This is a genomic window from Halolactibacillus alkaliphilus (assembly GCF_900115465.1).
Lineage (GTDB): Bacteria > Bacillota > Bacilli > Bacillales > Amphibacillaceae > Halolactibacillus > Halolactibacillus alkaliphilus.
Genome location: NZ_FOWN01000003.1, coordinates 12,731 through 32,680 on the forward strand (window position 1 = coordinate 12,731; position 19,950 = coordinate 32,680).

At 38.7% G+C, this 19,950-nt stretch carries 23 protein-coding genes; 3 read left to right on the plus strand and 20 right to left on the minus strand.

The genetic code is table 11. From position 1 onward, the window contains the following. Positions 1 to 70 precede the first annotated feature (70 nt). The 14 genes from araD to BM163_RS02095 form a co-directional block, all read right to left on the minus strand. Positions 71 to 760, minus strand: coding sequence for an L-ribulose-5-phosphate 4-epimerase (gene araD, locus BM163_RS02035; RefSeq protein WP_089799712.1), 690 nt, complete (start codon positions 758 to 760; stop codon positions 71 to 73). A 356-nt stretch (positions 761 to 1,116) separates the two neighbouring features. Then, positions 1,117 to 2,115 carry an oxidoreductase gene (locus tag BM163_RS02040; RefSeq protein WP_089799714.1) on the minus strand — a complete coding sequence of 333 codons (999 nt, stop codon included), beginning with the start codon at positions 2,113 to 2,115 and terminating at the stop codon, positions 1,117 to 1,119. 192 nt (positions 2,116 to 2,307) lie between these two features. Next, positions 2,308 to 3,486, minus strand: coding sequence for an aspartate aminotransferase family protein (locus BM163_RS02045; protein ID WP_089799716.1), 1,179 nt, complete (start codon positions 3,484 to 3,486; stop codon positions 2,308 to 2,310). Continuing rightward, positions 3,479 to 4,267 (minus strand): acetylglutamate kinase, encoded by a 789-nt coding sequence (argB, locus tag BM163_RS02050; protein ID WP_089799718.1) that lies wholly within the window; start codon positions 4,265 to 4,267, stop codon positions 3,479 to 3,481. Before argB ends, BM163_RS02045 begins: the two co-directional genes overlap by 8 nt. Positions 4,268 to 4,280: 13 nt before the next feature. After that, positions 4,281 to 5,504 carry a bifunctional glutamate N-acetyltransferase/amino-acid acetyltransferase ArgJ gene (gene argJ, locus BM163_RS02055; protein ID WP_170243617.1) on the minus strand — a complete coding sequence of 408 codons (1,224 nt, stop codon included), beginning with the start codon at positions 5,502 to 5,504 and terminating at the stop codon, positions 4,281 to 4,283. A gap of 23 nt (positions 5,505 to 5,527) precedes the next feature. Continuing rightward, complete coding sequence (gene argC / locus BM163_RS02060; protein ID WP_089799721.1) at positions 5,528 to 6,565, minus strand: N-acetyl-gamma-glutamyl-phosphate reductase; 1,038 nt, start codon at positions 6,563 to 6,565, stop codon at positions 5,528 to 5,530. A 505-nt stretch (positions 6,566 to 7,070) separates the two neighbouring features. Continuing rightward, the gene (locus BM163_RS02065) at positions 7,071 to 7,394 is read right to left on the minus strand and encodes a PTS sugar transporter subunit IIA (RefSeq protein WP_089799723.1); all 324 of its coding nucleotides are present in this window, start codon (positions 7,392 to 7,394) and stop codon (positions 7,071 to 7,073) included. Positions 7,395 to 7,463: 69 nt separating this feature from the next. Continuing rightward, the gene (locus BM163_RS02070) at positions 7,464 to 7,781 is read right to left on the minus strand and encodes a PTS sugar transporter subunit IIB (RefSeq protein WP_307725319.1); all 318 of its coding nucleotides are present in this window, start codon (positions 7,779 to 7,781) and stop codon (positions 7,464 to 7,466) included. A gap of 73 nt (positions 7,782 to 7,854) precedes the next feature. Beyond that, positions 7,855 to 8,949 carry a DUF871 domain-containing protein gene (locus BM163_RS02075; RefSeq protein ID WP_089799727.1) on the minus strand — a complete coding sequence of 365 codons (1,095 nt, stop codon included), beginning with the start codon at positions 8,947 to 8,949 and terminating at the stop codon, positions 7,855 to 7,857. Between the two features lie 57 nt (positions 8,950 to 9,006). Beyond that, positions 9,007 to 9,441: a DUF3284 domain-containing protein gene (locus tag BM163_RS02080; RefSeq protein ID WP_089799729.1), complete on the minus strand. Its 435-nt coding sequence runs from the start codon at positions 9,439 to 9,441 to the stop codon at positions 9,007 to 9,009. Positions 9,442 to 9,450: 9 nt separating this feature from the next. Next, positions 9,451 to 9,624, minus strand: coding sequence for a hypothetical protein (locus BM163_RS13745; protein WP_170243616.1), 174 nt, complete (start codon positions 9,622 to 9,624; stop codon positions 9,451 to 9,453). Positions 9,625 to 9,733: 109 nt separating this feature from the next. Beyond that, entirely contained in the window at positions 9,734 to 9,958 is a 225-nt protein-coding gene (locus BM163_RS02085) for a hypothetical protein (RefSeq protein ID WP_089799731.1), read from the minus strand. A gap of 96 nt (positions 9,959 to 10,054) precedes the next feature. Continuing rightward, positions 10,055 to 11,458 carry a PTS sugar transporter subunit IIC gene (locus BM163_RS02090; protein WP_089799733.1) on the minus strand — a complete coding sequence of 468 codons (1,404 nt, stop codon included), beginning with the start codon at positions 11,456 to 11,458 and terminating at the stop codon, positions 10,055 to 10,057. A 251-nt stretch (positions 11,459 to 11,709) separates the two neighbouring features. After that, positions 11,710 to 13,014, minus strand: a complete 1,305-nt coding sequence (locus BM163_RS02095; protein WP_089799735.1) for a 6-phospho-beta-glucosidase — start codon at positions 13,012 to 13,014, stop codon at positions 11,710 to 11,712. A gap of 170 nt (positions 13,015 to 13,184) precedes the next feature. Between BM163_RS02095 and BM163_RS02100 the strand changes: the two genes are divergently transcribed. Then, complete coding sequence (locus BM163_RS02100; protein WP_089799737.1) at positions 13,185 to 13,901, plus strand: GntR family transcriptional regulator; 717 nt, start codon at positions 13,185 to 13,187, stop codon at positions 13,899 to 13,901. Between the two features lie 52 nt (positions 13,902 to 13,953). Next, positions 13,954 to 14,652, plus strand: a complete 699-nt coding sequence (gene chbG, locus BM163_RS02105) for a chitin disaccharide deacetylase (RefSeq protein WP_089799739.1) — start codon at positions 13,954 to 13,956, stop codon at positions 14,650 to 14,652. Between the two features lie 105 nt (positions 14,653 to 14,757). Here the strand turns inward: chbG and BM163_RS02110 are convergent, their stop codons facing one another. From BM163_RS02110 to BM163_RS02130, 5 genes are read right to left on the minus strand one after another with little or no spacing between them, the layout of a single operon-like run. After that, complete coding sequence (locus BM163_RS02110) at positions 14,758 to 15,648, minus strand: fumarylacetoacetate hydrolase family protein (protein ID WP_089799741.1); 891 nt, start codon at positions 15,646 to 15,648, stop codon at positions 14,758 to 14,760. A gap of 17 nt (positions 15,649 to 15,665) precedes the next feature. Beyond that, positions 15,666 to 16,034, minus strand: a complete 369-nt coding sequence (locus BM163_RS02115) for an OsmC family protein (RefSeq protein WP_089799743.1) — start codon at positions 16,032 to 16,034, stop codon at positions 15,666 to 15,668. Between the two features lie 12 nt (positions 16,035 to 16,046). Next, positions 16,047 to 16,523 (minus strand): threonine/serine exporter family protein, encoded by a 477-nt coding sequence (locus BM163_RS02120; RefSeq protein WP_089799745.1) that lies wholly within the window; start codon positions 16,521 to 16,523, stop codon positions 16,047 to 16,049. An 18-nt stretch (positions 16,524 to 16,541) separates the two neighbouring features. Continuing rightward, on the minus strand, positions 16,542 to 17,282 hold the full coding sequence (locus BM163_RS02125; RefSeq protein ID WP_089799747.1) for a threonine/serine exporter family protein: 741 nt from the start codon (positions 17,280 to 17,282) through the stop codon (positions 16,542 to 16,544). 14 nt (positions 17,283 to 17,296) lie between these two features. Further along, positions 17,297 to 18,445, minus strand: coding sequence for an MFS transporter (locus tag BM163_RS02130; RefSeq protein WP_089799749.1), 1,149 nt, complete (start codon positions 18,443 to 18,445; stop codon positions 17,297 to 17,299). A gap of 230 nt (positions 18,446 to 18,675) precedes the next feature. Between BM163_RS02130 and BM163_RS02135 the strand changes: the two genes are divergently transcribed. Beyond that, on the plus strand, positions 18,676 to 19,248 hold the full coding sequence (locus BM163_RS02135) for a hypothetical protein (protein WP_089799751.1): 573 nt from the start codon (positions 18,676 to 18,678) through the stop codon (positions 19,246 to 19,248). A gap of 70 nt (positions 19,249 to 19,318) precedes the next feature. Here the strand turns inward: BM163_RS02135 and BM163_RS02140 are convergent, their stop codons facing one another. Next, complete coding sequence (locus tag BM163_RS02140; RefSeq protein WP_089799918.1) at positions 19,319 to 19,939, minus strand: helix-turn-helix transcriptional regulator; 621 nt, start codon at positions 19,937 to 19,939, stop codon at positions 19,319 to 19,321. Positions 19,940 to 19,950 lie beyond the last annotated feature (11 nt).

Here is a 19,950-nt window from a genome sequence, read left to right on the forward strand (position 1 = left end):
TTCCTCCAATACATCTCATTCGATCATTATTTTTTATTTTATTAAACAATATTTCAAGTTACTGCACGTGTTAATTTTGACCATAATAAGCATCTTTACCATGCTTACGCAAGTAATGTTTATCCAGCAATGTTTGTTGCATGATGGCTGTATTCGCATTAATTTCATACGTTCTAAGTGCCATTTTAGCGACTTCTTCTAACACAACGGCATTATGAACAGCCTCTTGTGCATCTTTACCCCAATTAAACGGCGCATGTGAGTGCACAAGGACACTTGGCACCATTAATGGGTCTATATTTTTAAACGTTTCAACAATAACTTCGCCTGTTTCATGTTCATAAGCCCCATGTATTTCTTCATCTGTCATTTGACGTGTACAGGGGATTTCGCCATAGAAGTAATCACCGTGAGTCGTGCCAAGCGCCGGTAAACTTTTACCTGCTTGGGCCCAACTTGTTGCCCAAGGCGAATGTGTGTGAACGACCCCGCCAATACCTTTAAACTTTTTATACAGCACGAGATGCGTTGGCGTATCAGAGGAAGGCTTATTCACCCCTTCAATGATGTTGCCATCCAAATCGACCACAACCAAATCATCGACCGTCATATTACTGTAAGGTACACCACTTGGTTTTATGACAACGTAGCCTGTTCCTTCGTCGTAACCGCTTACATTGCCCCATGTGAAAGTAACTAAATTATATTTAGGTAGATCAAGATTTGCTTGTAATACTTGTTCTTTTAACTTTTCTAACATATTGTTATCAACACCTTCCTAAGCTGAAATCCTTGTACGGATGTTTAATACCACACTCTAATAGTAATATAATTCGTACGTACAATCAAGTTTCTTTTCAATATTATTTTAAAAAACTTTAAAAAACCCGATAAAATCTATACTTATAAAGGTTTTATCAGGTAATATTTCTTATTCAATTTATCAATTATGGCTTTTACATCATTAAAATCAGACAAGTTCACACTTTAAAAAGGTGACATATTGAGCGGGAAACAAATCATTTTACACTTGATTCATCGGTTAAACGAAAAGAAAAGACCTATATATTCAAAGTGAACGTACAGGCCTTTCCTCATTAAAGTATATATCAACCGTTAGATCATCACCACAAGGTAACGACCTCGCGCTTGCCCAGAAAGAATTTCTGGTAACTTCTCAGCTAAATCTTCCAAGCTAATTTCTTGATGAGTAATCTGGTTGAATTGTTTTTCCGTCAGTTTATAACGCGTAGCGAGTTGGTTCCACATCCTTTTCCTTCTTTCAATCGGACAATAGACAGAATCAATTCCCGCTAAATGAATGCCACGTAATATAAAAGGATAGACTGTCGCTGGCACTTTTACCCCCGCGGTTAAGCCACTTAGGCTAACGGTACCGTTATACTTTAATTTCGTAAGGACCTTCGCTAATACTTCTCCACCCGCGACCTCAACTGCTCCAGCGTAATATTCACGATCTAGAACACGTTGCTTTTCCTCCATAAACGCTTGCCTATCGACAATTTCCGACGCTCCTAAATCCGTTAACCAGTTATGCATGTCTTTTTTTCCAGTCATAGCAGCAACCGTATAACCTAAATTATGCAAAATAGCGGTTGAAATGGAGCCAACGCCGCCCGTTGCGCCCGTCACAAGAATCGGTGACGCCTTGTCAACATGATGCGACTCAAGTTGATCAACCGATAAAGCAGCCGTGAGGCCAGCTGTCCCAAGAAGCATCGCTTGTTTTAACGTGAGTCCTTCTGGCAAAGGGACCACCCACTCTGCTTTTACACGCTGGTATTCACTGAATCCACCATCATGACTGACACCCAATTCATAACTTGTGACAATGACAAGGTCTCCCACCGCAAAGCGGTCATCGATTGATTCAACCACTTCTCCTGCTAAATCAATCCCAGGTGTGAAGGGGTAGTTTTTAACGATGGGCGACTCACTCATATTCGCCATTGCATCTTTATAATTAATACCAGAATAGTGTACTTTGATTAACACTTCTCCTTCAGGTAGGTCCACTTCTGTTAATGTTTCAACCTGTCCTGATATTTTCTCTTCAATCTTTTTTAAACGGTACGCTTTAAATGTTTTTTTCATGATATACCCTCTTTTCATCTATTGTCACTATGTATAGGCTGTATTGATTTTCTATGTTCTCAAGTTTACTTTACCAAAGAAAAGTTACAAGGTAAAGTTATTAGACAAACGTTTCCAAAAACAAAGAAGGATGTTTTTTAGCTTTAACACTAAAAAACATCCTGATTTCTGCATGAATATACCCTAACTTACTTACTGATTAAAGAGATCCCGTAACACACATAGCGCTTTATTTAACTCTTCTTCCGACGTATTAATTGGCGGTAAAATCCGTAACACATTGGGCCCTGCCAAAACAAACAGTGTTGCCATTTCTTCTCTTGCTCTATTCACATAATCAATAGCCGGTTCATCAAGTTCTAAACCAATTAAAAAACCTTTAGCACGTATGTCCTTTATATGACTACTAGCGCTCTTGATTTGTTGTAATTCGGCGATAAATTGCGTTGACTTTTCTTTTACTTCAGCTAAAAAACCTGGTTTTAATATTTCTTTTACCGTTGCATAACCAGCTGTCGTAACAATCGGATTCCCACCAAAGGTTGACCCATGCGTACCTTTTGAGAAAGCTTGTGCAACGTCTTTTTTCGCAAGTAATGCGCCGATTGGGAAACCTGATGCTAAACCTTTGGCTGACGTCAAAATATCCGGCTCAAAACCATATTGTTCATATAAGTAAAGCGTACCAGTTCGACCGACGCCCGTCTGAATCTCATCAACGATAACCAAAACACCCGACTCTTGGCACCTTTTCACCAATTGATCAATCCACTGTTTATCAGCTGGAATGACCCCTCCCTCACCTTGAGTCAGTTCTAACATAACCGCTGCGGTATCATCATGGATTAAATCATCAAGTGCCGCGTAATTATTATAAGGTAAGTAACGAAACCCTGGCATATGGGGGGTAAACCCGTCTTGAATTTTTTCTTGGCCAGTTGCTTTTAAAGTAGCCAAAGTACGACCGTGGAATGATTGCTTAAAGGTAACAATTTCAAAACGATTGTTACCTTTAATTTTTTGTTGGTAACGTCTCGCTAATTTTATCGCGCCTTCATTCGCCTCTGCTCCACTATTACCGAAGAATACTTGGTCGAACACAGTGTTTTCTGTCAACAGCTTAGCCAATTGCTCTTGTGGTTCGATATGATATAAATTCGATACATGCCATAAACTATTTAATTGCTCTTCAACCGCGTGTTGTACACTTGGCGGTCTATGACCGAGGTTACACGTCGCAATGCCTGCCGTATAATCTAAATATTTCACTCCTTCACTATCGTATACATAAGACCCTTCCCCATACGTTAACGTAATGGGGAATCGTGTGTAAGTATCCATAATTGACGGCGTTAATGTTAAATTAGACATAAGACACCTCACTTAATGTAATTCTAGTACCAACGGCTTCACCTGTAATAAATTGTGCCATAGCTGTCTCTTCTAGTCCACTGACAATCGCCACTTCTGGCACACCTTTTTCTAGGGCCACGAGTGCCGACTGAACTTTCGGAATCATTCCGCCGTAAATCGTACCGTGATCAATCAATGTTTCAATGTCTTTTTGACATAGGTGGTGTAACACTTTATTATTTTGCTTTACTCCGGGAATATCACTTATAAATAAAAGAGGCGCTGTCAAAGACTGTGCGATTGCTGCCGCGGCCATATCGGCATTTACATTATACCGTTGGCCTGACTCATCAACTGCGATGGGTGATATTACCGGAATATAGCCTGAATCTATCAACGTTCTTAAGAAAGCATCGTTAACTGACGTTACCTCACCGACGTAACCCATTTTCTTAGTTTGGGTAATCGGGATAGCCTTTAGTAAACCGCCGTCAACACCGCTCACACCGCATACGTTTTGATTAAACGAAGTTAGCTTTCTTACAATCTGCTTATTCACCGTTCCGCTTAACACCATCTCAACCACATCTAATACGTCATTTGTTGTGACTCGTAACCCTTCTACAAATGTTGTCGAGACATTGAGTTGTTGGAGCTTTGATGAAATCATCGGACCGCCACCGTGAACGATTACCGGATTAACATTATGTGATGCCTTTAAGGTTGCTAAGGTTTGAAAGAAACTTTCCGGTAACTCATCGACAATACTGCCACCACATTTAAACACAATCGTTTGCATGGATAATCCTCCTTTATGTCCGGTAAGACGCATTTATTCTGACATATTCATAGCTTAAGTCACAACCCCAACCATATGCTTCACCTGGCCCATCACCGACATTCACATCAATTGAGACATCTACTTGTTCTAGATATTGTTTGGCTTCTTCCTCACTAAACGCTACTGGAACACCATGATTTACGACGGTGATCTTACCTAACTTCACACTCACCTGATTCGGGTCAATTGCCTCACCACTATAGCCTACAGCAGTGATAATCCGTCCCCAGTTTGCATCCGCTCCGTGAATCGCCGTTTTCACTAAGTTTGATGAAATAATAGCTTTGCCAATCTTTTGCGCACTTTCATCATGGGCTGTTCCCGTTACATGGACTTCAATCAGCTTCGTTGCCCCTTCACCATCTCTCGCGATTTCTTTGGCGAGCGTTTGACAAACATACGTTAACGCTTCTTCAAAAAGCGGATAATCTGCGTGTGTTGTCGTGAGTGGTGTATGCTGTTGTTTGCCGTTCGCAAGAACGAGCACCATATCATTGGTTGACGTATCACCATCGACGGTAATCATATTAAAGGATTGATTCGTAATCGCTTTTAACGACACATCAAGCGCCTCTTTTTCTATTGTCGCATCGGTCGTAATAAAACTAAGCATTGTCGCCATATTTGGATTAATCATCCCCGATCCTTTAGCAGCTCCAGCGATTGTGACGGTTTTACCTTCAATTTCAATCTGGACAGCCGCTCGCTTTTCCTTTGTATCTGTCGTAAGAATAGCTGTTTCAAACATATCACTTGTTTGCGTTTGCTTATCCATTTGCTTAATGCCTGCTTCAATTTTATCCATTGGTAACAACTCACCAATAACGCCCGTAGAAGCAACAGCGACGTGATGCTTTTCGACATTAAACTTTTCAGCCATTACGTCACGCATCTTATAAGCATCTTTATCACCCTGTTCACCTGTACAAGCATTAGCAACACCTGAATTAACAATTAAAGCTTGGATTTTACCTTCAACGGCTATGCTTTCTTTTGTTACTTTTAACGGTGCAGCTTGAAAACTGTTTAGCGTATAAACACCTGCCGCTACAGCCGGCACTTCAGAATATAACCAAGCTAAATCTAGTTTCTTTTTTCTAATACCGGCGTGTAAACCACCTGCTTTAAACCCTTTTGGTGTTGCGATGTCGCCGTTTCCTAATATTGTGATGCCTTTTTTTAATGTCGTCATCATCATGCTCATCCCCTCTAACCGAATTATGGATACAGTGGACTAAGATTTAGTCCTTCTGTTTCATTTAAACCGTATAAAAGATTCATATTTTGAATCGCTTGTCCCGAAGCACCTTTTACTAAATTATCGATGACAGATACAATAATGAGGCGATTTGTCCGTTGATCAACCGTAATATGCAAATCACAATAATTAGACCCATACACATGTTTAGTTTCTGGTAGACTGTGATTTTCTTTAACGCGGACAAAAGCACGCTCTTTATAGAACGACTCATATAGCGTTTGTACCGTGTCCCTGCTAATAGCTGCTGTTAAATTCACATACATCGTCACCAATATACCGCGCGTCATCGGTACGATATGGGGTGTGAAATTAATAAAGATTGATTTTTCAGTTTTTTCAGCCAGAAAACGTTCGATTTCTGGTGTATGTTTATGAGATCCTACCGCATAGGCACGCATATTTTCATTCATCTCCGCATAATGAACTCCTTGCGAAAGTGACCGCCCCGCCCCTGAGACACCTGTTTTTCCGTCGACAATAATTGAATCTACATCGATGAATGATTTATCAATAATTGGTAATAACCCTAGAAGTGTAGCTGTTGGATAGCACCCTGGATTAGCTATTAACTGCGCTTGTTTGATTTTGTCTGGATATACATCAGCTAAACCATAAACGGCTTGTTTTAAATAGTCTCGACTCGCGGTTGTCTTTTTGTACCAAGCTTCATAGACTGCTGGGTCATCCAAACGAAAGTCGCCTGACAAATCAATGATTTTAACGTCTGTCTCTAGTAACGCAGGTATCCATTGATAACTGACCGCCGGTGGTGTAGCAAAAAATAATACATCAACATGTTTAACGACATGATCCACCGTCAATTCTTCCATCGCGACATTGATGATGGAAGCAAGATGCGGATATACATCACTAATATACGTCCCTTGTTTTGATTGTGAATAGAGATAAATCTTATCTACAGCTTGGTGGTTAGTTAAAAAGCGCATAAGTTCAACCGCCCCATAACCTGTCCCTCCAACAATACCTACTCTCATTTATATTTCCCCCTCTATATTTCCGTTCCTCTTTGTGATTTATTATTATACTTTATTATGTATGTTTATACAACCTTTTTCATTATTTTATTGAATTAAACTTGTTAAAATGAATATTTATTCGCTTTTAACGTATAAAGACAACCGAGAAGTGCATATAAGTTTAAAAGCACAGTATTAGAAGTAATCCATTAGCCCCTAATCAGATCACCATCATCTAAGTCATCTTATTCTATGACTAACCATATGCCGATTAACTTGAAGATGTCACACGCGCCATAACGCCCTATTAAAAACAACTGTAGCAATTGTTAAAACAACATTTAAATCGAACCAACCAAAAAACACACGTTTCAGCTACCTACCAGAAGCCGAAACATGTGTCATATAAATAAATCACCGATTAAAGATACTTATACCAATCTATAAAAAATTCACCTTCATACAAAACGAGAAAAAACACATGAAGTATCCCTATTAATATAAGGAAAATAGTGCACGTATTTTAATTTGTTCCATCAATTTTCTTATACATCTCAATCATTTCTCTTACGAGCGTAGCGATTGTCTCTGTACTCATCAATTGATCCTCTGCATGCATAAAAAGTAACGAGAATTTCACCTGTTCACCAGAAGCTTCTTTTTGAATGAGCGACGCATGTACTTTATGCCCCTCAACAAAGTAGTGATCCGCTTCTTTTAACTTCTCTTCAGCATCCTCAAAGTTTCCCGATTTTGCCGATTGTAACGCCTCCATCACGAAACTCTTTGCCGTACCAACATTACTAATAATTTGAAACGAAATCATTTCTAAACTGCCTTCTTCCATTTAAAACCCACCCTTTATTTTCTTTGTCTTACTGTCAGTCTGACAGTTTAGGAGATAAAAACACTGTTATTATTTACCATCAATTAGTTTTAATGCTTGTGCTAAGACTTTTTCACCATTCATCATACCGTAATCTTTCATATCAATTGAATCAACCGGAATGTTTTTTCCAGACATTTTCTTTTCAAATTGTGGTTTCATGTACCTTACTTGGGGACCAAGCAAGAGCACATCAATATCCTTTTTAGTCATAACTTGATCAACTTCTGAGGCTGATACTGCAGAAATATCTGACTCGATTCCCTTTTCCGCTGCTACTTTTTGCATTTTTGATACGAGTAAACTCGTACTCATACCCGCTGAACATACTAATAATATTGTTTTCATATGAATACCCTCCTAATAATAACTACCTTTTTTAATACACACTTACAAGCACTTTAAACTCAACAAGCTGATTTTAACACATGGATTCTACGAAATGGAAACTCGACCATGGCTTGAGATAATCAAGCAAAAATATAGCTTCTTTCTTCATTGCGCCAACGACATTGCGCTCACCTAAATTATCAACAGCGGTCAAGGCAATTTGAGTTTCTCCTTTATATTGACCAAAGGCATTGCTTCCAATAATGACATCACCTTTTTCAATAGGTTTAACTTCTCGCACCGGGAAGTCCTCTGCTTTATATTTTACACGCGTAGCCGTCGAGCGAATTAAATATGCTGAACGATCTCCTCTATATATGTGCGTCTCATTAAATAAGATCTTCTTTTCTATTGGCAATAAATCAGTATATGCATCGATTGGTAGTAGTGGGTGCGGTGAGAAAAACGCTTCTGACATCGCTTTTAACTCTGCTTCAGTCGCATACGCATTACCAATAATCAAGTCATCAATCGTACCCATTAAACGGTAGTGTGTCACTTGCGTTTGGATATTTAAGAACCGATGGTCTTCGAGTGTACATAACCCCGTTTGTACAGGCCATGGTCCCAATTGTCCTACTTGAGACGTGACAAAAGCCGCCGTTGTTAGATGGTACTTGTTAAAGAGTGCCGTTGTTTCTTCAAAATGCGTTTGAGAAATACCTGTATACTGTTGTGGATAAAAGTTATGCGAGGCACATAACTGATCTTTATTTGGGTGATAACTCATAATATTTTCAATATATTTTGTACCACTACTCATATTGACTTCAATCTTTAAACCGAGGGTATTTTTTGTCATCATTGCTTCTTCTAACCCCGTAAAGCCTAAATCCAGCCTAAGGCCACTCGCGCCTAGTTCTTTAAAGAAGCTTAAATCTTCATAACTAATCCGTAATTGTTCAAATAAAGCCGGGCTAATATCTAATATTGTTTCCATACCAATAGAATTTCCATATTCAATCGTGCGTTTATATTTATGAATGACTTCCGTCGTATCGCCTTCAATTTCTAATAAACTTGTGAAGATTCTAGTAAAACCATACTTTCTTGCTAAATCAAGATAAGCTTGATCTTCTTCAAAAGTACTTTTTGATAAATATAGTGAGACGCCAATCCTTCGCATTCGTCATTCTCCTTTTGTTTTGCTCATCATTCATCTGAAGATGACACTATTATAAATTTATGCTTGTTGTGCTTTATTGTACGTTGACTCAATCTCTCTAAGCATTTCTTTAAACTTTTTCTTTTTTAAAAAAGACCAAACAACACCAACAAACGCATCATTTAATTTTTGCATATAGCCACCACGTGATGACATGGCTTCTGAATACATCAACTTAAAACTCGTTTCATCAATTGGTTGCATAACATAAGCAACGGTAAAATCATTTTTATTACTTATCGTTTGATATTCATAACATTCATTTTCTTTAAGTGTCTTAATCTTCACTTTAGCGGACGCTTGTTTAGAAAATACTTTTTCATATTCATATCCCGGTAATTCTTTTGGCGTGAGCTCATCATTCGTATGTTGCTTCACATCCGCTAATACAGAGCGAATAATCGTATCATAAAAGAATTCGGTTGGGACATTAACTTTCATTGCTAGTTCCATTTATCTCACCTAATTCTTAGATATTTTTTGACGCTTCTCTTTTCTAATCAATATGATACTTAAAATAATAAAGAAGCCTGCTGTTATTAAACTTAATATGTCATAAGTTCCTGCCTTTTGATCAGCAGCAAAAATGATCATTAAACACCCGATACTAAGAGAAAACAACCCCCACTTCCCCATGTTAAAACACCCTTTTCATTTATGTCTTTTCGTACACATGTCATCCATACCTCATTATTGTCATGACCGCTTTTCCATCAGATAGTAACCGATAAATGATCGGCTATTACTAATGATGAGGCACGCTTCGAAAGTAGAGAATAGATCCCCATGGCTCACCTTTAATAGCTTTCTTAGCTATTTTTGCCGCTTCTTCTAAGTCATCAGTGTTCGTTTCAAAATAAAGCGCAATACCTTTTTTCTCTTTATACGTAAATGTGATATCTCCCGCAGTCATCGTTGTTAATAACTCAATGATTTTGTCTTGTTGTGTCGGTGAACTAATTTCTATCATGGTCAATGACCCCCTTCATCTATTTATTTTATATTGTTTGATAGACAAAGGACACGAAAAAGCAATCCTTTGTCTATCATGTATTGAGTCTAATCCTTAATCTTGTTCTGCAGCTTCTGGCTCTACTTTATTTGCTGCTATAACAAATGGTGCCCATATAGCAAAAGATGCTAGCATTGCTACAAGCGTAACAATTGGTGCACGCCAGTCAGCGCCAGTTGCTAAGAATGATAATAAGAACGGCGGCGTTACCCAAGCAACTTGTTGCGATACCGGTGCGACAAGTCCAGCAATTGTTGCGAAGTATCCAATAGATACAGAAACAACAGGTGCCAATAAGAATGGGAAGAACAAGAGCGGGTTTAATACAATCGGTAAACCGAACATGATTGGTTCGTTAATGTTAAAAATACCAGGTCCAACTGATAGATTAGCTACCGTACGGTAATCTTTACGTTTCGAGAACATAATAATCGCAATAATTAAGACGATCGTTCCTCCAGATCCACCAAACCAAGAGTAAGCATCAAATGAACCTCTTACCCAGTTGTAACCTTCAGCAATAACTAATTCCGTTCCACCTTGTTGGAACAAGTTAACGTTCTCAATCTGTGCTACACCAAAGACACCTTCTAAGATTGGTGCCAATACGTTCGGTCCATGAATACCAAAGAACCAGAACAATTGAACAAATAACGTAACTAAAATGACCGCGCCAAATCCTTGAGATAAACCAAGAAGTGGGAGAGCTATCGTTTCTTGTGTCCACTCTAGGAATGTCATACCTGGTACGATTTTCGCAAAAACAAAGTAGAAGATTGACACGACATAAAGAGCAATTGTTGCCGGAATAATCGATGCGAATGCAGTCGATACAGCCGGTGGTACTGAATCAGGTAATTTAATCGTAATGTTTGCTAACATTAACTTAGCAAAAATAACTGTTGCAACAAATCCAATAATCATCGCTGTAAAGAAGAGGTTCGCATTTAAGTTACCTAATGGAATCCATCCCCAACCACCAGCTGTTATGTCTGTGGCCGTCGCAGCCCAACCAGCTTCATTAATTGACGCAACAGCAGCGTCGTCTAAACTAAGCCCTGAAATTGTACCTGAGAAAGCAAATGTCACACCAGCAATTGTAGCTGCCGTTGACACAATCCCTCCTGAAAGTTCATTTACTCCGTAAGCTTTTGCTAAATTATAGCCCCACGAGAAGACAAAGATAATACCAGCAATCGCTAATGTACCACTCCAAACAAAACCGTTGATTCCGATTATTTCTCTTATGATCGGTATACTGTTTCCATCATACCCATCAAAAAATTGCGGCGGTAAATCTCTAATAAGTGCGTTAATCATAACCGCTACAGAACCTGCCATTGTTGCTGGAATTGTTCCTATAAATGCATCTCTTAAAGCAACTAAGTGTTTTTGTCCACCAATCTTACCTGCGATTGGAAGAAAATACTTCTCCAACCATAACGTTAAAAAGTTCATTCAAATACCCCCTTATAATTTTAAAAATAGTGCTACAACATCTTACTTAAGATTTGCTCTTAGATCTTTATGTCGTGTATCACCCCTTTCAAATTTTAGTCAACGAACGTGCTCATTCATCCAAAACATTTGTAAGCGCTTTACTTAAAGAGGATAAAGCTACACACAACTCGACAGTTGGTGTGACATTCATCGCTTTACTAGAAACCTTGTGTTAGTCAAAAGTCGACTAACACAAAGTTTTACCTGCATCACTTATTAAACTGTGGTAAATGCGCTTCATGCGCGACTAATAATTCATCTAGTACAACTTTCGCTCGGTCTTCATCCCCAACAAGTGGATTAAGTAAAAATGCAAGGAAAGCATCATGATAATCACCAGATATACTCGCCTTAATGACTTGTTCTTCAAAAGCTTTCATTTTTAAAATATCACCTTTGATTTGCGGTGGTAGTGCCCCTGTTGTCAGTGGCATCGGCCCTCTTTTTGTAATCAGACAGTTGATTTCGACGACACTATCAAGCGGTAAATCAGCAATCGCCCCTTGATTAAGGGTGTTAACTGTCATAATCTCATGACTGTCATTATAGAGGGCTGTCATTAAGCTACAGGCCACATCACTATAATAAGCCCCACCCCGATTTTCAAGTTCTTTAGGCTTTTCATCTAGTGTCGGTTGTTTATATAGTTCAAATAATTTCTGTTCAACTTCTTGAACGACTTCAGAGCGCGTACCATTTTGTTCATATGATAAAAGGTCTTTTTGTAACATAGCTTCTTGTTTGTAGTAATACTGATGATAAGGATTTGGTAATAACTGAAGTGATTTTAGTAACGTCTCTGTCCATCCTAAATTCACAATATTAGCTGGTGAATAGTTGACTGCTTGTGCCATGAGACGATCGAGCACTTCTTTCGTTTTATCAACGCCATGAACCAAGACTTTTTTTCCGTAGACAAAATGATTCAATCCCACAAATTCAATGCGTACTGCCGACGGTTCTACTGCCAATACCTCTGCAATTGACTGCTGCATGTTAAAAGGGATATTACATACACCAATCACTTTTTTATGAGGGCTATATTTAAGCAAAGCTTCTGTTACAATTCCTGCCGGATTAGTAAAGTTAATCATCCATGCATCCGGGCAAATCTCAGCAACGTCCTGTGCAATGCCCATAAGTACAGGAATAGTACGAAAAGCTTTAAAGATACCACCTGCTCCATTTGTTTCTTGACCAATCATGCCATGCGATAATGGGATGCGCTCATCTTTTTCACGCGCTTTTAACCCCCCCACCCTTAATTGTGTGGAAACAAACGTCGCACCTTCTAATGCTTCTCGTCTGTTGGTTGTCCAAGTTAATTCAATTGGAAGCGCTGCCTTTTCAATCATCCGTTTGGCTAATTCACCAACGATAGACATTTTTTTATATCCTTCTTCAATATCGACTAATACAATTGCCGTTAACGGAAATGACGGGTAACGTTTAATGAGCCCTTCGATTATCTCAGGTGTATAACTAGACCCTCCTCCTATAATGACCAACTTCATATAAAAAACTCCTTTTATGTTTTCTGTAATAGTTTACAATTGAAATGTATCATACAATTTAATTATTGTAAATACATTTAAACAAAAAAAGTTTTTAAAAAATATTTGTTACTACTTTTGTTTTAATTTGTTATACTAGATTAAAGACATTGTATTCGGAGGAATTTATTATGGCAGAAAAAAAAGCCCTGCACGCCTTTATAAAAGAAGAACTCATCGAACGGATTAAATCTAGCGATTATAAAGTGGGGGACCAATTTCCAACAGAACATGAGATATGCAAAGAGTTTAACGTCAGTCGAACAACAGTAAGAATTGCCCTGTCTCAACTTGTACAGGAAGGGTATCTTATTAGACAAAGAGGGAAAGGAAGCTTTGTCGCTGAACCAAAAGCACACCAAACATTATCCCATACAAATGAACATTTTGATCAACAATTAAAAGCTCAAGGTAAAGAAGGGAAAATCATCGCAAAAACCATTGATGTTATAGCCGCCAAAGGCTCTAAACAAGAACGTTTTGGTTTAAACGAAGCGGATCCTATTCAAAAAATCAAGCGCATTCGCATGGTAAATAATGAAATTACCCAATATGAAATCGCTTATATTCCTTGGCATATTGCCCCAGGTATTAAGAAAGAACAAGTAGAACATTCCTTATATAAAACTTTAACAAATGATTATAATATCGCTATTTTTAAGACAACAGAAATCCTAGAAATAACACTAGCCGATAAAGATATTAGCCACTACCTAGCTTGTGAGGTTGGGCAACCTTGCTTTTTTATTGAGACCATTGCCGAAGATAAAGACGGCAAGGTGATTGAATTTTCCCGCTCTTACTTTAGAGGAGATAAAACAAGCTTCAAAGTTGAACGTTTTTATTAAGATCATTTAAATGTATATACATTACAAAAAACGCACGTCGAGGAGGATATCAATGAAAGTTATTATTAACGCAGATGATTTCGGCTTAACAGAAGGTATTAACAACGGGATCATTACTGCTCACAAAAATGGCGTTGTTACTCGTACAACATTAATTATGAATGGAACTGCTGTGGATCACGCGGTGACCCTAGCTAAAGAATATCCGTCGTTAAAAGTAGGGATTCACCTAGTCCTTTCATACGGACAACCACTTAGCGATAACGTTGACTTATTGATAGATTCGTCAAAGAACTTTAAATTCACTAAGTACGAAACAACGTTAAGTGATGAGGAAATCATGCAAGTTGAAGAAGAATGGGACACACAAATACAAGCCTTCTTAAATACAGGTTTAACACTTGATCATATTGATAGCCACCACCACGCCCATGGTCAGGCGTGCTTGCAGCCTGTTATCAAGCGGCTATATGATAAATATCAGGTACCCGTTCGATATACCGATCAGCTTAAGGGCACGTCCATTCAACCGCTTTCGGAATCTCTTTGGCTTGATTTTTACGGCGAAAAAGCGACCGAGGATTTGTTTGAACAATTGCTTAAACAGCCCGTCGATACAATTGAAGTGATGACGCATCCTGCTTATGTTGATGATGCCCTACTCAGCATTTCCTCTTATACATATGAGAGAGAGCGTGAGCTTCAACTACTGACATCACTTCGCGTTCCGCAAACGATCGAACTCATCTAGATCACCTTACCAAAAACGGGTCATCACTTTAAGTAAAGTGATGACCCATTTATTTATAAACACGACCCGTTATATGGCTTAAAATGCAACGACCACGGATAAGCCTTATTTTACTTTATTGACTAACTTGCCAATACCGCTAATTTCACAGATAACTTCATCACCGGAATGAAGGAGCTGTGGCGGTTTTTTAGCAAAGCCTACCCCATGTGGTGTACCGGTAAGAATAATGTCTCCTGGCTCTAATGTCATTAAATTAGATATAAAAGCAATTAACGTTGGAATATTAAAAATCAACTGACTTGTTGAAGAATCTTGACGGCATTCCCCATTGACAAATGAACGAATCTTAAGCTGACCTGGATCTAATATCTCATCAGACGTGACAATATAAGGACCAATCGGCGTTGATCGATCTAATGTTTTTCCCTGAAGCCACTGAGACGTACGCTTTTGTAAGTCACGAGCAGAAATATCATTAGCAATCGTATAACCGAGTATATAATCAAGCGCTTCAGATTCTTTTACTTCCATACACGTTTTACCTATTACACACGCCAGTTCGACTTCGTAATCTAATTGGTGAGATTTCTCTTTACCCATAATGTCATCCAAATGACCGATTAAAGCATTTGAGAATTTAGAAAAAAGGACGGGTAACTTGGGGACATCATGCCCCATCTCTTTAACATGATCCATGTAATTAACCCCAACACAGATAATTTTACTTGGTGCTGTTACAACAGGTCCATACTCAACATTTTCCTTCGAAATACCGTCTAACGGATTCGCAGAACAAAGCGCCGCTTCTAACGCTGGCAACGCATGGGCAAGCTTACGGTAAAAATCCGCTGGATGTCCTGTTAACGACTCTTTACACAAAGGGTCTGATATATATTTCTTTAATCCTTCAACCGAATAAATCATATCATCTAAAAGTACCCCTACCCGATAATCTTCCCCTGAGTGTTTTATACGGTATGTTAATAGTTTCATGACCTGTCCCCTTTCTTTTATTCCAACGCCGTTAATGTCACCGTTACTGGGTACTCTAATGTATGACCAATCACACATCCGCGCTTAGCTTTTACTCTTAACTTTTCCTCAAGCTCTTGGTCCAATTGATCGATAAAATCAATAGTAACCGTGACCTCTGATAAACGACGCGGTTTTAACTTTTGATCTGAAGTTGATGTTACATGAACATCATAACCGGATAGTTCAAGTCCATCCCGTACATCAAGAAAGTCCAGTGTTTTCGCGATACACATTGCCACTGACGCTTCCAGATATTCAATCGGGGCAAGGATGGGACTCTTTACCTCCTCGCCTGTTGTCTGATGTAACGTGTGAATTTCTCGATATCTTTTTTTAACAATCATGGCATAACCCTCCTATGAGCGCTCTAAACCTTTACGGTCGTATTTATTATGATACTTTTTCCATTTCCCGTTACGAATCATCTGGTTAATAATCTCAGAGAACACCAGACCTAAGGCAATAGCACCAGAAAGCATTACTACCCGGGCAGCATACGGTATCGCCACATCATAATTATTTTCAACGAAATGACGCATCGCATCGTAAGCTAAGCCACCAGGCACAAGCGGAATGATTCCTGCCACATTAAAGATAATAATTGGCGTTCGAAACCATTTAGCGAAGATTTGACTAATAACAGCAACAACTGCCGCCGCTGCTAAAGTAGCCACAACTTCATCTACTGTAAAAAGAACCAGTACCCGGTAAAGGGACCAACCAATCATGCCCACTGTCCCACACTGAAACAATACTTGTCTTGGCACATTAAATATAATCGCAAAACCTGCCGCTGCAAAAAAAGAGACAACCATTTGTTCAATTAACATCATTGTTTTAAGCCCTCCCATTTAAAAAATAAAGAAAATAACCGCAATACCTGCACCAATTGCTGCCGCAGTAAGGAAGGCTTCTGCCCCTTTGGTTATACCTGAAACTAAATGACCTGCCATCAAGTCACGAACCGCATTAGTAATCAAAAGACCTGGGACAAGCGGCATAATCGCTCCGATAATAATTTTATCAATTTCTTGACCAAGATTAAGAAATATAATCAAATAAGCAAAAAGACCAACAAAACTAGCCGCTAAAAACTCTGCGAAAAAACGAATCTTAATCATGTCGTGGAAATAACTCATTAATCCGTAGCCGAGCGCACCAACAAAGAAAGCAGGCAAGAAATCCACCCACGCCCCATCAAACATAATCGTAAAACACCCACTGGCAAATGCTGCTGCGAGTAACTGTATTTCATTCGGATACGTATCTTTTTGTTCATCAATGGTAATGAGTGCTTTCGCAGCATCTGTAACATCTAAATGCCCTGAAGAAATCGCGCGTGAAACACCATTTACTTGCGTCACTTTATGCAAATCTGTTTCTCTACTTACGATTCGCACAAAGTTTGTTGGTTCGGTTATATCTGTCGCAAACATAATAGCTGTTGGCGTAGCATGCGCTTGAGCGCCATCCATACCATATGACTGCGCAATACGAATCATCGTATCTTCAACACGATACGTCTCTGCTCCACTTTGCAACATGAGCTTTCCAGCTAAAAGACATACTTCTGTTACTGTGTAACGCTCCACGACATCACTCCTTATTAACTATTTTTATAAAACCAGTGGTACATGCCAATCAATAATGAGCCAATAATGGTCATAACGCCCATCGCAACGTATAAGGTTTGACCGCCCAAGTTATCTAACACATAGCCCCCACCAAGCGAGCCAATGATGCCAGAAAAGCCAAAGAAGACAGTCATATAAATCAAGTGACCCGTTGCCTGCATATGTTCTGGAATTAATCGGGAGATATAGTCAAATGAGGCTAAATAAAAGACACCAAATGATAAGCCGTGCAATACTTGCAAACTAACCAATACATAAGGATCGCCTACAAAGCCATAAATTAACCAACGAACTGTATATACCCAAGAAGCAATGACCATAAATATAAGCGGATGAAATTTACGGAACCATTTACCCGCAAACATAAATACCATCGCTTCACTAAATACCCCTAAGAACCAAGCAAGTCCAACTAAACTATCTCTGCCACCGATTTGACGAATATACAGACCCATAAAGCTATCGTTTACTCGGTGAGTGATTGTCACAAGAAACATCACAACTAACAATGTGATAAAGCGTTTGTTTTTTAATAGCTTCCCAACATCTTTAAAATTGATTGGTTTTGACTCCACCTTAACATCTTTTAATCGTGTCGTTAAAATAAGTAGCGTTACTGTCATTATCCCGTAAGGGATAAAAAGATACTGAATCCCAACCCAGTCGACATATTGTCCAATAATCAATGAACTAATCGCAAAACCAATCGACCCCCATGTTCTAATCGAACCGAAAGAAACACCTAACGCTTTGGCACGACGCTGAGCCAGCGAGTCAGCTAGTGGCGATATCGATGATGAAAAAAAGTAAAAGAAAACTGCCGAAAACAGTAAAACACCCAGCACTTCCATCTGGAAGAAAAAGAAACTACTAATAATTAAACCCACTGTCGCAACAAGTAATACTTTCTGTACCGTTTGAAATTTGTCGCTAATATAACCACAAAGTGGCTGTGAAATAATCGAAACAGTTGGTCCTACAGCGAGTACCCAACCGATTTCTTGATCTGATAAACCACGATAAGCAAGTAGTAACGGTAAGAAACTAATTACCATCGTATTAGCACCATGAAAACTAAATAACAGCATTTTCAACGGCGCGAGTGATTCTTTATGTGCCAATATCCTTCTCCCCTTCACGTTCAATCCAATTGAACCTATTATATCGATTTATGAAAGGAATTGAAAGTCATTGCCCGGTATTGTTTTATCAACTTTTCAAAAAGGGTATACTGTGAGTAGTTCACTTATCATCTGTTCATGTAAAGTAAATGCAATCATTTTTTCGTGGATTTAAGAACTGTAAGACAACAATCGAAATTACAAGATAGACTAAAAAGGAGAGATTGTGTATGAAACGTAAGAAATCGATAGGTATTATTGGTGCAATTAGTTTGTTTGCTATTTTAGGCCTTATTCTTATTAGCCTTCTTTCAACAAACGGTGATGACTTTATCGATGGCGAGGATATATTTAACCTTGAAGACGAGTACATCGTCTATTTTTGGCAAGAAAACTGCCGATACTGCCAAGAAATCGAGGACGACATTGACGCTTTTAAAGAGGATGGACCGTTACCAATATATATTATTGATATGACAAAGTCAGAGAATCGCTTTTTATGGTATGACTGGGAAGCGCATCACGTAGAAAATGATCGCATAATAGGGTATATCGAAGATGATCAGAGAGTCTTTACCGAAGATCCCGATAGTTACTTAAACAACCAGGATATTCAATACGACATTGTTGAAGAAGGCAATCATGTGATCGCGAAACATCAAACAGCTTTTTATAATGCCAACCCCACTGAACTAGCGGAACTTGATATAGTTGTGACACCGTCACTACTATACGTAGGCGGAAGTCCACAACTTGCCATTGGTCCAGAAGAAACAGTGGAATTACTTAGGGCCCTTCAATAGAGGTATCGCAAAAGAACAACAGCAAGACAACCTTTATATGCGTTACATACAAAAGTGTGCTGTTGTTCTTTTATAAATAGAGCCATTGTTTTTTCAATGCTTTAATGACTGCATTGGTCCGGTCAGGTACATGTAACTTGTGTAAAATTGAGCTAACATAATTCTTTACCGTCTTATCTGATAAAAATAACTCATCAGCGATTTGAACGTTGTTGTAGCCTTTCACAAGTAATTGCAAGACTTCCCATTCACGCCTTGATAATAAATCAAGTGGGGGATTGGGCTTTTTCACGTGTGTCTCTCGATATACATCAATTAACATACCACCAAGAAATGGGGAGACGTAGCGCTTGCCTTCTTGAATGAATTTTAACGCTTGTACTAGGGTATCCTCATCAATATCATAATAAAGGTATCCTTCAAGTCCCAATTTAAATAAAGGCTTTGCTTCTTGACTCGCTAGCTCCTCTATCCAAAGAACAATCTTAATCCCCTCGTTATGAAGTCGTTCTAAATCGGCTAGTTTAGTAAGCGCTTCATTCACATCGATTAAAATAATCGAGGCTTCATTAATTTCTTCATGATTAAATTGATTACAGCAAATAATGTGGCTTCCGTTAAAACGACGTTTTAATAATTCTTGAATGCCATCTCTTAGTAGAGAAGGTTTTTTAATAAAATAGAAATTCATAACTTTAATCA

Excerpts from the sequence above, each read along its gene's own strand:
- BM163_RS02095 (WP_089799735.1), bottom strand. The coding sequence starts at position 13,014 with ATGAAGTTGGTCATTATAGGAGGAGGGTCTAGTTATACACCTGAGATA.
- BM163_RS02065 (WP_089799723.1), bottom strand. The coding sequence starts at position 7,394 with ATGGAAGAAGGCAGTTTAGAAATGATTTCGTTTCAAATTATTAGTAAT.
- BM163_RS02070 (WP_307725319.1), bottom strand. The coding sequence starts at position 7,781 with ATGAAAACAATATTATTAGTATGTTCAGCGGGTATGAGTACGAGTTTA.
- BM163_RS02115 (WP_089799743.1), bottom strand. The coding sequence starts at position 16,034 with ATGATTGTTAAAAAAAGATATCGAGAAATTCACACGTTACATCAGACA.
- BM163_RS02120 (WP_089799745.1), bottom strand. The coding sequence starts at position 16,523 with ATGATGTTAATTGAACAAATGGTTGTCTCTTTTTTTGCAGCGGCAGGT.
- BM163_RS02075 (WP_089799727.1), bottom strand. The coding sequence starts at position 8,949 with ATGCGAAGGATTGGCGTCTCACTATATTTATCAAAAAGTACTTTTGAA.
- chbG (WP_089799739.1), top strand. The coding sequence starts at position 13,954 with ATGAAAGTTATTATTAACGCAGATGATTTCGGCTTAACAGAAGGTATT.
- BM163_RS02080 (WP_089799729.1), bottom strand. The coding sequence starts at position 9,441 with ATGGAACTAGCAATGAAAGTTAATGTCCCAACCGAATTCTTTTATGAT.
- araD (WP_089799712.1), bottom strand. The coding sequence starts at position 760 with ATGTTAGAAAAGTTAAAAGAACAAGTATTACAAGCAAATCTTGATCTA.
- BM163_RS13745 (WP_170243616.1), bottom strand. The coding sequence starts at position 9,624 with ATGGGGAAGTGGGGGTTGTTTTCTCTTAGTATCGGGTGTTTAATGATC.
- BM163_RS02085 (WP_089799731.1), bottom strand. The coding sequence starts at position 9,958 with ATGATAGAAATTAGTTCACCGACACAACAAGACAAAATCATTGAGTTA.
- BM163_RS02100 (WP_089799737.1), top strand. The coding sequence starts at position 13,185 with ATGGCAGAAAAAAAAGCCCTGCACGCCTTTATAAAAGAAGAACTCATC.
- BM163_RS02040 (WP_089799714.1), bottom strand. The coding sequence starts at position 2,115 with ATGAAAAAAACATTTAAAGCGTACCGTTTAAAAAAGATTGAAGAGAAA.
- BM163_RS02045 (WP_089799716.1), bottom strand. The coding sequence starts at position 3,486 with ATGTCTAATTTAACATTAACGCCGTCAATTATGGATACTTACACACGA.
- argJ (WP_170243617.1), bottom strand. The coding sequence starts at position 5,504 with ATGATGACGACATTAAAAAAAGGCATCACAATATTAGGAAACGGCGAC.
- BM163_RS02090 (WP_089799733.1), bottom strand. The coding sequence starts at position 11,458 with ATGAACTTTTTAACGTTATGGTTGGAGAAGTATTTTCTTCCAATCGCA.
- argB (WP_089799718.1), bottom strand. The coding sequence starts at position 4,267 with ATGCAAACGATTGTGTTTAAATGTGGTGGCAGTATTGTCGATGAGTTA.
- BM163_RS02110 (WP_089799741.1), bottom strand. The coding sequence starts at position 15,648 with ATGAAACTATTAACATACCGTATAAAACACTCAGGGGAAGATTATCGG.
- argC (WP_089799721.1), bottom strand. The coding sequence starts at position 6,565 with ATGAGAGTAGGTATTGTTGGAGGGACAGGTTATGGGGCGGTTGAACTT.
- BM163_RS02140 (WP_089799918.1), bottom strand. The coding sequence starts at position 19,939 with ATGAATTTCTATTTTATTAAAAAACCTTCTCTACTAAGAGATGGCATT.
- BM163_RS02135 (WP_089799751.1), top strand. The coding sequence starts at position 18,676 with ATGAAACGTAAGAAATCGATAGGTATTATTGGTGCAATTAGTTTGTTT.